At 69.7% G+C, this 12,931-nt stretch carries 1 protein-coding gene; it reads left to right on the plus strand.

All coding sequences use genetic code 11. From position 1 onward, the window contains the following. Nucleotides 1-13: 13 nt before the first annotated feature. Nucleotides 14-12,877 (plus strand): amino acid adenylation domain-containing protein, encoded by a 12,864-nt coding sequence (locus AB4850_RS22610; protein ID WP_414445210.1) that lies wholly within the window; start codon nt 14-16, stop codon nt 12,875-12,877. Nucleotides 12,878-12,931 lie beyond the last annotated feature (54 nt).

Consider the following 12,931-nt stretch of genomic DNA (forward strand, 5'->3'; position numbering starts at 1 on the left):
GTGGAGCACGCGAATGCCAGCGCGCTGCCGCCGATCGTGTCGCGCGGCGCGAACCAGGCCGCGCCGCTGTCGTTCGCGCAGCAGCGGCTGGTGGTTCCTCGATCAACTCGACAAGCGCGCCAGCGCCGCCTATCACATCCCGGCAGGCGTGCGCCTGAGCGGCGCGCTCGATCTCGACGCGCTGCACCGGGCCCTGAATCGCATCGTCGAACGGCATGCGGTGCTGCGCACGCGCTTCGTGCTGGTGGACGGCGAGGCGGTGCAGCGCGTCGATGCCCCTGCGCCGTTCGCGTTGACGGTGCACGATCCGGTCGGCTCGGAACGCGACGTGCTGCGTCATGCGCGGGACGAAGCGGCAGCGCCGTTCGATCTGTCGGCGGGGCCGCTGGTGCGCGGCCGGCTGCTGAAGCTCGGCGAGCGCGAGCATGTGCTGCTGGTGACGATGCATCACATCGTCAGCGACGGCTGGTCGATGGGCGTGCTGATCCGCGAGTTCGGCGTGCTGTACCGCGCGTTCGCCGAAGGGCGAGACGATCCGCTGACGCCGCTGGCGATCCAGTACGGCGATTACGCGGCGTGGCAACGTCAATGGCTGGCGGGCGACGCGTTGCAGACGCAACTGGCGTACTGGCGCACCACGCTGCAAGGCGCGCCGGAGCTGACCACGCTGCCGCTCGATCGCGTCCGGCCCGCCGTGCAGGATTACGCGGGCGACAGCATCGACGTGACGCTCGACGCGCCGCTCAGTGCGAAGCTCAAGGCGCTGGCTCGGCGGCAAGGCACGACGGTGTTCAACGTGGTGCTGGCCGCCTGGGCGGCTTTGGCGGGCCGTTTGTCGGGGCAAAACGACGTGGTGATCGGCACGCCGGTGGCGAACCGCACGCGCTCGGAAGTCGAGCCGCTGATCGGCTTCTTCGTCAATACGCTGGCGTTGCGCATCGATCTGTCGGGCCGTCCTTCCGTGAACGAACTGCTCGAGCGCATGCACGACACGACGCTGGCCGCGCAAAGCCATCAGGACGTGCCGTTCGATCAGGTGATCGAGGCGGTCAACCCGTCGCGCTCGCTGGCGCATGCGCCATTGTTCCAATTGCTGCTGGTCTGGCAGAACAACGTGCAGGACGATCTCGATCTCGGCACGTTGACGCTCGACGGAATCCACGCGGCACAGGCCCCCGCGCAGTTCGACATGTCGCTGGAACTCGGTGAATCCGGCGCATGCATCGCGGGCAACGTCACGTTCGCGACGTCGCTGTTCGAGCGGGCGAGCGTGGAGCGGTATCTCGGTTATTTCAAGGCGCTGCTCGACGGCATGGTGGCCGATGCCGATCAGCCGATGTTGCAATTGCGGATGCTGCCGGAAGCGGAACGCCGGCAAGTCATGCTGGGCTGGAACGATACGGCGATGGCGTGCGAGCGCTCGCAAAGCGTGCACGGCATGTTCGAGGCGCAAGTAGCGCGTACGCCCGATGCGGTGGCGGTGCGGTTCGAGGATGAGGCGTTGACGTATGCGCAACTCGATGCGCGGGCGAATCGGCTGGCTGATCACTTGGTAAAGCGCGGCGTCGGCCCGGACGTGATGGTCGGCATCTGCATGCATCGAGGCATCGATCTGCTGGCGGCGTTGCTTGGTGTCATGAAAGCGGGCGGCGGTTACTTGCCGTTGGACCCGGCGTTCCCGGCCGAGCGGCTGGCGATGATGCTGGACGACGCGCAACCGGCGCTGGTGCTGACGAACGATGGTTTGCTGCCCGACCACGCAGGACGGTTGGACCTGAGCGAATGGCCGGCCGGCAACGACGATTTCCGCGTGGAAACACGGCCCGATGGCGACCAGATCGCCTACATCCTTTACACGTCGGGTTCGACGGGTCGGCCGAAGGGCGTTCAGGTCACGCAGCACGGCATGCTGAACATCCTCATGTCCTTGCAGCGGGATCTCAAGCTGGAAGCGCAAGACAAGCTATTGAGCGTATCGACGCTGTCGTTCGATATCGCCGCGTTGGAGCTTTGCTTGCCGCTGTTCAGCGGTGCCTGCGTGGTGATCGCGTCGAGAGAAACGGCGCTCGATCCGTCGAAGCTGTCTCAAGCGCTCGCATCCCATGAAATCACGGCGATGCAAGCCACACCATCGACGTGGCGGATGTTGATGGACTTCGGCTGGACGCCCGCCAAGGATTTCCTGCTGATCAGCACCGGGGAGGCTTTGCCGCGCGATTTGGCGGAGCAATTGCTGCAATCGGTAGCGTCGGTCGTGAACCTCTACGGCCCGACCGAAACCACGATGTATTCGACGATCTCGCGTGTATTCCCTAGCGAGCACGGCATACGCATCGACATCGGCCGCCCGGTGGCGAACACGCAGGCGCACGTCCTCGATAAAGCACTGGAACTTGTACCGATCGGCGTGGCGGGAGAACTGTTCCTCGCCGGTGCGGGCGTATCGCGCGGCTACCGTGATCGTCCGGACCTCACAGCCGAACGCTTCGTGCCGAACCCATACGGCGAACCCGGCAGCCGCATGTACCGCACCGGGGATCTGGTGCGATGGCTGCCGCACGGCGAACTCGAATATCTGGGCCGCATCGATCAGCAAGTGAAGCTGCGCGGCTTCCGCATCGAACTCGGCGAAATCGAAGCCACGCTGCGCAGCCTGCCCGAAATCCGCGACGCGGCGGCGATGGTCCGTGAGGATCAACCGGGCCACAAGCGCCTGGTGGGCTACGTCGTCGCGGCCGAAGGCCACGCGCCGACCGGCACGCAAGCCTTGCGGCAAGCGCTGTCGCGCACGCTGCCCGACTACATGGTCCCGTCGCAACTGATGTGGCTGGACGCACTGCCGCAAACCCCGAACGGCAAGCTCGACCGTCGCGCGCTGCCCAAGCCTGAAGCGCTGCAAGGCGAAACCGGCTACGTCGCCCCGCGCAACGAAACCGAGCAGGCATTGAGCGCGATCTGGCAGGACATCCTGAAGCTCGACCGCGTGGGCATCCACGACAACTTCTTCGAACTCGGCGGCCATTCGCTGCTGGCCGTGCAACTGGCGGCGGCTATCCGCAATCGACTCGGCATGGAGATCACGCTGGCCGCGCTGTTCGCCGCGCCGACCATCGCCGCGCTGGCCGAGGCAGCCGCTGCGGCCGATGCCCCGGCCGATGCCGTGATCGCGATCGCGCCACCGAACCGGATCGCCGAAGGCACCACCCGCATCACGCCGGACCTGCTGACGCTGATCGACCTGAGCCAGCACGACATCGATACGGTGACGCAGCGCGTGCCGGGCGGTGCGGCGAACATCGCCGACATCTATCCGCTCACGCCGTTGCAGGAAGGCATCCTGTTCCATCACCTGATGAATCGCGACGGCGACGCCTACCTGTTGTCGATGCAGGTGTCGCTGGACACGCAGGCGCATGCCGAGCGCTTCGTCGCCGCGCTGAACGAGGTAGTCGGCCGTCACGACATCCTGCGCAGCGCCGTGCTCTGGGAAGGGCTGCCGCAACCGCTGCAGGTGGTGCAACGCCACGTCGCCATCGAGGTGGAGCGACCCGCGCCCGAGGCCGGAACCGCCGGAGCCGCCGGAGCCACCGACATCGCCGCCTGGCTGCGCCATCGCTACGACCCGCATCATTACCGCCTCGATATCCGCGATGCGCCGCTGCTGCGCGTCGCGATCGTCGAGGACGCCGGCAACCAGCGCTGGCTGATGCAACTGCTGTCGCATCACCTGATCGCGGATCACACCTCGCTCGAACTCGTGATCGGCGAGATTCGGCAGATCGTGCAGGGCGCGTCCGACCGTCTGCCGCCGCCGGTCGCGTTCCGCGACTTCGTCGCGCGATCGGTCGCCGGGCGCGGCGACGCCGCGCACGAAGCGTTCTTCACCGAGATGCTGGCGCCGCTCACGCAGCCGAGCGCGCCGTACGGCCTGCTGAACGTGCGCGGCGACGGCTCGGACCTCGACGAGGCCACGCTCGAACTCGGCGCGGCGCTGTCCGGGCGCTTGCGCCAGCAGGCGCGCAGCCTCGGCGTGAGCGTGGCGAGCGTGATGCATCTGGCGTGGGCGCGCGTGCTGGCCGCGGCGTGCGGGCATCGGGACGTGGTGTTCGGCACGGTGCTGCTCGGCCGCACGCAAGGCGGCGCCGGGGTGGAGCGGGCGATGGGCATGCTGATGAACACCTTGCCGGTGCGGTTCCACGTCGGCGCGCTGAACGTGCGCGACGCCGTGCGGCAGGCGCAGGCCACGCTGGCCGGGCTGCTGCGTCACGAGCACGCCTCGCTCGCGCTCGCGCTGCGCGCCAGCCCGCTCGGCGCCGGTACGCCGCTGTTCTCGTCGCTGCTCAACTATCGCCATACCGATGCGGCGGCGGAGCGCGGCGAGGCGGCGTGGGGCGGCTTCCGGCAATTGGCATTCAAGGAACGCACGCATTACCCGGTCGGCATGATGGTGGACGACCTCGGCCGCGATTTCCGTCTGACGGCGCAGATCGGCGGCGACGTGAAGCCGGACGCCGTGTGCATGGCCATGCACACGGTGCTGGAAAACCTCGTGACGGCGCTCGAAACCACGCCGGCGCTCGCACTCGACGCGGTTCGCGTCATGCCGGAAGCCGAGCGCGCGCAAGTGCTGCACGGCTGGAACGATACGGCGATGGCGTGCGAGCGTGCGCAAAGCGTGCAGGGGATGTTCGAGGCGCAGGTGGCGCGGACGCCCGATGCGGTGGCGGTGCGGTTCGATGACGAAGTGCTGACCTATGCGCAACTGAACGCGCGGGCGAATCGGCTGGCCGATCATTTGGTGACGCGTGGCGTCGGCCCCGATGTGATGGTCGGCATCTGCATGCATCGCGGCATCGATCTGCTGGCGGCGCTGCTTGGTGTCATGAAGGCCGGTGGCGGTTATTTGCCGCTGGACCCGGCGTTCCCGGCCGAGCGGCTGGCGATGATGCTGGACGACGCGCAACCGGCGTTCGTACTGACGAACGATGGCTTGCTGGCCGACCATGAAAGACGGTTGGACCTGAGCGAATGGCCTGACGGCGACGACGATTTCCGCGTTGAATCACGGCCCGATGGCGACCAGATCGCCTACATCCTGTACACGTCCGGTTCGACCGGTCGGCCGAAGGGCGTTCAGGTCACGCAGCACGGCATGCTGAACATCCTCATGTCCTTGCAGCGGGATCTCAAGCTGGAAGCGCAAGACAAGCTATTGAGCGTATCGACGCTGTCGTTCGATATCGCGGCGCTGGAACTGTGTCTGCCGCTATTCAGCGGTGCGTGCGTGGTGATCGCGTCGAGAGAAACCGCGCTCGATCCGGCAAAGCTTTCGACAACGCTTGAACAACAGCAGATCACGGCGATGCAGGCCACGCCATCGACGTGGCGGATGTTGATGGACTTCGGCTGGACGCCAAGCACGGATTTCCTGCTGATCAGCACTGGCGAAGCTCTGCCGCGCGATCTGGCCGAACAACTGCTGCAATCGGTAGCGTCGGTCGTGAACCTCTACGGCCCGACTGAAACCACGATGTATTCGACGATCTCGCGCGTATTCCCGAGCGAGCACGGCGTGCGCATCGATATCGGTCGCCCGGTGGCAAATACGCAAGCCCACATACTCGATGAAGCGCTGGAACTCGTACCGATCGGGGTAGCGGGCGAATTGTTCCTGGCAGGCGCGGGCGTATCGCGCGGCTACCGTGATCGTCCGGACCTCACGGCCGAACGCTTCGTGCCGAACCCTTACGGCGAACCCGGAACCCGCATGTACCGCACCGGCGACCTGGTGCGCTGGCTGCCGCACGGTGAACTCGAATATCTCGGCCGCATCGACCAGCAAGTGAAACTGCGCGGTTTCCGCATCGAGTTGGGCGAAATCGAAGCGACGCTGCGCAGCCTGCCCGAAGTGCGCGACGCGGCGGCGATGGTCCGCGAGGATCAGCCGGGCCACAAGCGCCTCGTGGGCTACGTCGTCGCCGCCGAAGGCCAAACGCCGGTCGGCACGCAAGCGTTGCGGCAAGCGCTGTCGCGCACGCTGCCCGACTACATGGTCCCGTCCCAACTGATCTGGCTGGACGCCTTGCCGCAAACCCCGAACGGCAAGCTCGACCGCCGCGCGCTGCCGACTCCGGACGCGTTGCAGGCCGAATCGGCGTACGTCGCCCCGCGCACGCCGACCGAGCAGGCGCTCGGCGACATCTGGCGCGACATCCTGAAGCTCGACCGCGTGGGCGTCCACGACAACTTCTTCGAACTCGGCGGCCATTCGCTGCTGGCCGTGCAGGTGGCGTCCGCCGTGCGCAGCCGGCTCGGCATCGAAGTGCCGCTGGCCGAGCTGTTCGCGCATCCGACGCTGGCGCTGTTCGCCTCGGCCGTGGAACACGCGAGCGCGAGCAGCCTGCCGCCGATCGCCGTGCGCGACACGCGCGAGGCAGCCCCGCTGTCGTTCGCGCAGCAACGGCTGTGGTTCCTCGACCAGCTCGACAGGCAAGCGGGTGCGGCGTATCACATCCCGGTGGGCGTGCGCCTCGGTGGCGAACTGCACACCGAGGCGCTGCAACAGGCGCTGAACCGCATCGTCGAACGCCACGAGGTGCTGCGCACCCGCTTCGCGGTGGTGAACGGCGAACCCGTGCAACGCATCGACGCGCCCGCCCGGTTCGCGCTGACCACCCACGACCTCGCCACGCAAGCCGACCCGCAACGCGACGTGCAACGGCATGTCGATCAGGAAGCCGCCGAACCGTTCGACCTGGCGAGCGGCCCGCTGGTGCGCGGCCGCCTGCTACGCGTGAGCGAGCACGAGCACGTGCTGCTGGTGACGATGCATCACATCGTCAGCGACGGCTGGTCGATCGACCTGCTGGTGCGCGAGTTCGGCGCGCTGTACCGGGCGTTCGCCGAAGGGCGGGGCGATCCGCTGCCGCCGCTGGCGATCCAGTACGGCGATTACGCCGCGTGGCAGCGCCACTGGCTCGCGGGCGACGTGCTGCAACGGCAATTGGCGTATTGGAAAGCGACGCTGCAAGGCGCGCCGGAACTGACCACGCTGCCGCCCGATCATGCGCGTCCGGCCGTGAAGGACTACGCGGGCGACAGCGTCGCGGTGACGCTCGACGCCCGCCTGAGCGCGCGGATCAAGACGCTGGCCCGGCAGCAGGGCACCACGGTATTCAACGTGGTGCTGGCCGCCTGGACCGCGCTGGCCGGGCGGATGTCGGGGCAAGACGACGTGGTGATCGGCACGCCGGTGGCCAACCGCACGCGCTCGGAGGTCGAGCCGCTGATCGGCTTCTTCGTCAACACGCTGGCGCTGCGCATCGATCTGTCGGGCCGGCCGGACGTGGGCGAACTCGTCGCGCGCGTGCACGCTGCCACGCTGGCCGCGCAAAGCCATCAGGACGTGCCGTTCGATCAGGTGATCGAGGCGGTTAATCCGTCGCGCTCGATGGCGCATGCGCCGCTGTTTCAATTGATGCTGGCCTGGCAGAACACGGCCCGGGCCGATCTCGACCTCGGCGGCGTGACGTTGCGAAGCATCGAGCGGCGCCAAGCCCCGGCGCAGTTCGACATGACGCTGGAACTCGGCGAATCGGACGACGGCATCGCGGGCAGCCTGACGTACGCCACCTCGCTCTACACGCGCGCCGGCGCCGAGCGCGTGCTGCGCTACTTCACGACGCTGCTCGACGGCATGGTGGCGAACGCCGCGCAGCCGATCGCGCGCCTGCGTCTGCTCGACGACGCCGAACAGGCGCAACTCCTGGCCGCGCACGGCGGCCTGCGTCACCTCGAACCAGCGGAGCCGGCCATCCACGCGCGCTTCGAGGCGCAGGCCGCGCGCACGCCGGATGCGATCGCCCTGAGCGACGACGGCCAGCATCTGAGCTACGGCGAACTGAACGCGCAGGCAAACCGCGTGGCGCATCGGCTGCGCGAGCTCGGCGTGGGGCCGGACGTGCTGGTCGGCCTGTTCGCCGAACGCTCGATCGGCATGCTGGTGGGCCTGCTCGGCATCCTGAAGGCCGGCGGCGCCTACCTGCCGCTCGATCCGGCCTACCCCGGCGAGCGGCTGGCCGGCATGCTCGACGATGCGCGCCCGGCGGCGCTGGTCACGGATTCGCGCCTGAGCGGCGCGCTGCCGGCCCACGCGCTGCCGGTCGTGTGCGTCGATGCCGGGCTCGATGCCGAACCCGACCACGATCCCGCGCCGTGCGTCGCGGCCGACAACCTGGCCTACGTGATCTACACCTCGGGCTCGACCGGCAAGCCGAAGGGCTCGCTGCACTCGCACCGGAACGTGCTGCGCCTGTTCGACGCCACCCAGCCCTGGTTCGGCTTCGGCCCCGCCGACGTCGGCGCGCTGTTCCATTCGTTCGCGTTCGACTTCTCGGTCTGGGAGATCTGGGCCGCGCTGCTGTACGGCGGCCGGCTCGCGATCGTGCCGTATGCCGTGTCGCGCTCGCCGCAAGCGCTGCACGCGCTGCTGCTGCGCGAGGGCGTGACGGTGCTGAACCAGACGCCGTCCGCGTTCCAGTCGCTGATTCCGGTGGTGCTCGAGCAGGGCGCGCTACCGGCCTTGCGCGTGGTGGTGTTCGGCGGCGAGGCGCTCAATCGCGATGCGCTCGAACCATGGATCGCGCGCCACGGCTACGCCATGCCGCAGCTCGTCAACATGTACGGCATCACCGAAACCTCGGTGCACGTCACGTATGCGCCGCTGTCGGCTGACGCGCGCGTGCGCAGCGCCGTCGGCGTGCCGATCCCCGATCTCGCCGCCTACGTGCTCGATGCCGACGGGCAGCCGGTGCCGGCCGGCGTGACGGGCGAGCTGTTCGTGGCGGGCGGCGGCGTGGGGCGCGGCTACCACGGCCGCGCGGCCCTGAGCGCCGAGCGCTTCGTGCCGGACCCGTTCGGCGCCCCGGGCAGCCGCATGTACCGCACCGGCGATCTGGCGCGGTGGCTGCCGCACGGCGAACTCGACTACCTGGGGCGGATCGATCATCAGGTCAAGATTCGCGGCTTTCGCATCGAACCGGGCGAGATCGAGGCGGCGCTGCTCGCGCTGCCCGAGGTGCGCGACGCCACCGTGACGGTGCACCACGACGCGCACGGCCACCCGAGCCTGGTCGGCTATCTGGTCGCGGCGAACGCACTGGCGCAGCCGGCTGCGCCGGCGTTGCGCGAGGCGCTGGCCGCGTCGCTGCCCGACTACATGGTGCCGTCGCGCTGGGTCTGGCTCGATGCCTTGCCGCTCACGCCGAACGGCAAGCTGGACCGCCGCGCGCTGCCGGCGCCGGGCGCAATCGAGAGCACGGCCGACTACGTCGCGCCGCGCACATCCACCGAGCAGGCGCTGGCGCGGCTCTGGTCCGAGGTGCTCGGCGTCGAGCGGGTGGGCCTGCACGACAATTTCTTCGATCTCGGCGGCCATTCGCTGCTGGCCGTGCGCCTGACGGCCGCGGTGCGCCGCGAACTCGGCGTGGAGGTGCTGCTGGCCGACCTGTTCGCGCATCCGGTGCTGGGCCGGTTCGCCGGCGCGGTAGCGCAGGCCGATGCGAGCACGCTGCCGCCGATCGCACCGCGCGACTCGGGCGATTCGGGCGACATGAGCGAGCCGGCCCCGCTGTCGTTCGCGCAGCAGCGGCTGTGGTTCCTCGACCAGTTGGACCGGCGCGCGAGCGCGGCCTATCACCTGCCGATCGGCCTTCGCCTGAGCGGTGTGCTCGACGTCGCGTCGTTGCAGCGCGCGCTCGACCGCATCGTCGAGCGGCACGAAGCGCTGCGCACACGCTTCGACCTGGTGGACGGCGAGCCGGTGCAGCACATCGATGCGCCCGCGCGCTTCGCGCTGGCCACGCACGATCTGAGCACGCTGGCGGTCCCCGAGCGCGAGGCCTCATGGCATGCCGAGGCCGCAGCCGTGGCCAGCGAGCCGTTCGATCTGGCAGCCGGCCCGCTGGTGCGCGGCAGCCTGCTGAGGCTGGGCGAGCACGAGCATCTGCTGCTGATCACGATGCATCACATCGTCAGCGACGGCGGCTCGATGGGCGTGCTGATGCACGAGCTCGGCGCGCTGTACGCCGCCTTCGTCGAGGGGCGCGCCGATCCGCTGCCGCCGCTCGCGCTGCAATACGCCGATTACGCCGCCTGGCAGCGCCGCTGGCTCGCGGGCGAGGTGCTGCAACAACAGCGCGCGTACTGGCAATCGGCCCTGCGCGGCGGGCCGGAGCAGACCACGCTGCCGCTCGACCGGGCGCGTCCGGCCGTGCAGGACTACACCGGCGACAGCCTCGACGTGACGCTCGCCCCGGCGCTCGGCGCGCAGGTCCGGGCGCTGGCGCGCCGGCACGGCACCACCGTGTTCAACGTGGTGCTGGCCGCCTGGGCGGCGCTGGCGGGCCGCCTGTCGGGCCAGCACGACGTGGTGATCGGCACGCCGGTGGCGAACCGCACGCGCGCCGAGGCCGAGCCGCTGATCGGCTTCTTCGTCAACACGCTGGCGCTGCGCATCGACCTGTCGGGCAGGCCGACCGTGAGCGCGCTGCTCGAACGCGTGCACCACACGACGCTGGCCGCGCAGGCCCACCAGGATCTGCCGTTCGATCAGGTGATCGAAGCCGTGAACCCGCCGCGCTCGATGGCGCACGCGCCGCTGTTCCAGTTGATGCTGGCCTGGCGCAACGACGCGCCGCTGCCGGCGCGACTGGGCGGCGTGGCGCTGGAAAGCCTGCCGGCCGCGCAGGTGCCGGCGCAGTTCGACGCCACGCTGGAACTGGGCGACGACGGCGCGACGATCGCCGGCCGCCTGACGTTCGCCGCGTCGCTGTTCGAGCGCACGAGCATGGCGCGCACCCTCGGCTATTTCGAGGCGCTGTTGACGGCGATGGTGGCCGATGCGAACCGCCCGATGCCGCAATTGACGTTGCTGCCCGACGTGGAGCGGCAGCAGGTGCTGGCGCGCGGAACCGGCGCCCGCGTGGCGCGCGACCCGGCGCAGAGCGTGCACGGGCTGTTCGAGGCCCAGGCGCGCCGCGCGCCCGACGCAGTGGCGCTGGTCGGCGCGGACAGCGTGCTGACCTATGCGGAACTGAACGCGCGCGCCAACCGGCTGGCCCGTCATCTGGCGGCACTCGGCGTCGGCCCGGAGGCGAGGGTGGCGCTGTGCCTGGAGCGCGGCGTGGCGATGGTGGTGGCCCTGCTGGCGGTGCTGAAGGCCGGTGCCGCCTACGTGCCGCTCGATCCGCGCCTGCCGGCCGAACGGCTCGCACGGATGCTGGAGGATTGCACGCCGGCCGCCGTGCTGGCCGACCAGGCGACGCTCGCGCGCCTGCCGGATGGGCTGCACAGCGTGCTGCACGGCGCGCTGGCGCTCGACGGCCCGCATGCGCCCGATCTGTCCGGCCTCGACGCGCACGACCTGCTGCTGCCCGTGCACGCCGAGCAGGCCGTCTACTGCCTCTACACGTCCGGCTCCACCGGCCAGCCGAAGGGCGTGATCAACACGCACGCGGCGGTGGTGAACCGGCTGCTGTGGATGCAGGACGCCGGCCAGCTCGACGAGCACGACGTGGTGCTGCAAAAGACGCCGTACGCGTTCGACGTATCCGTCTGGGAATTCTTCTGGCCGCTGCTGGCCGGCGCGCGGCTCGCGATGGCGCGCCCCGACGGCCACAAGGACCCGGATTACCTGGCGCGCTGCCTGGTGGACGAGGCGGTATCGACGCTGCACTTCGTGCCGTCGATGCTGCAGGCGTTCCTCGATGCGGAGCCCGCGCTCGACGGCCACGTCGTGCGGCAGATCTTCTTCAGCGGCGAGGCCATGCCCGCTGCGCTGCTGACGCGCTGCCAGGCGCGCTTCCCGGGCACGGCGCTCTACAACCTGTACGGCCCGACCGAAGCGGCGGTGGATGTCACGGCCTGGCGCTGCCCGCCGGGTTTCGACGGCGAGACGGTGCCGCTCGGCGCGGCGATCGACAACGTCACGGTGCAGGTGCTCGACGACGCGTTCGAGCCGGTGCCGGCCGGCGTGGCCGGCCAGATCGCGATCGGCGGCGTGGCGCTCTCGCGCGGCTACCTGAACCGCCCCGATCTCACCGCCCAGCAGTTCGTGCCGGACCCGTTCGGCGCGGCGGGTGCGCGCCTGTACCTGACGGGCGATCTCGGCCGCCGCACCGCCGACGGCGCGCTCGACTACCTCGGCCGCATCGATCACCAGGTCAAGCTGCGCGGGCTGCGGATCGAACTCGGCGAGATCGAGGCCGCGCTGCGCACGCTGCCGGAGGTGCGCGACGCGGTGGCGACAGTGCACGGCGCGGGCGGTGCGGACCCGCGCCTGGTCGGCTACGTGGTGGCGGCGCAAGCGCACGAAGCCGGCAACCCGCAGGCGCTGCGCGACGCGCTGGCGGCCGTGCTGCCCGACTACATGGTGCCGGCGCAACTCGTCTGGCTCGACGCGCTGCCGCTCACGCCGAACGGCAAGCTCGATCGCCGCGCGCTGCCCGCGCCCGGCGCGCTCGCGAGCACGGCCGGCTACGTCGCGCCGCGCACCGCCACCGAGCGCGCGCTCGGCGAGATCTGGGCGGAGGTGCTCCAGGTCGAGCGGGTGGGCATCCACGACAACTTCTTCGAGCTCGGCGGCCATTCGCTGCAATTGATCCGGCTGCATCGTCGGCTCGTGCCGCTCGCGGCGCAGCCGGTGTCGGTGGTGGACCTGTTTCAGTACCCGACCATCTCGCAGCTCGCCGGGCTGCTGCACGCGGAGCAGGGCGAGGCGCAATCGCGCATCCGGCACCAGGTCGATGCGGCCGCCCGGCGCGGCGAACGGCGGCGGAGGCGGTTTGCCGCGCCGGCGGTGCGGGAGAAGGTCGATTGACGGGCCGCGTCGGCTTGCTCGACTCGCTCCAACCGGCATTCCACAGCGCGGCCC

The sequence above is a fragment of the Burkholderia sp. 22PA0106 genome, assembly GCF_047497155.1.
Taxonomy (GTDB): Bacteria; Pseudomonadota; Gammaproteobacteria; order Burkholderiales; family Burkholderiaceae; genus Burkholderia.

Bases quoted from the DNA above. Each gene is read 5' to 3' on its own strand.
- AB4850_RS22610 (WP_414445210.1), top strand. From the start codon at position 14: ATGCCAGCGCGCTGCCGCCGATCGTGTCGCGCGGCGCGAACCAGGCCG.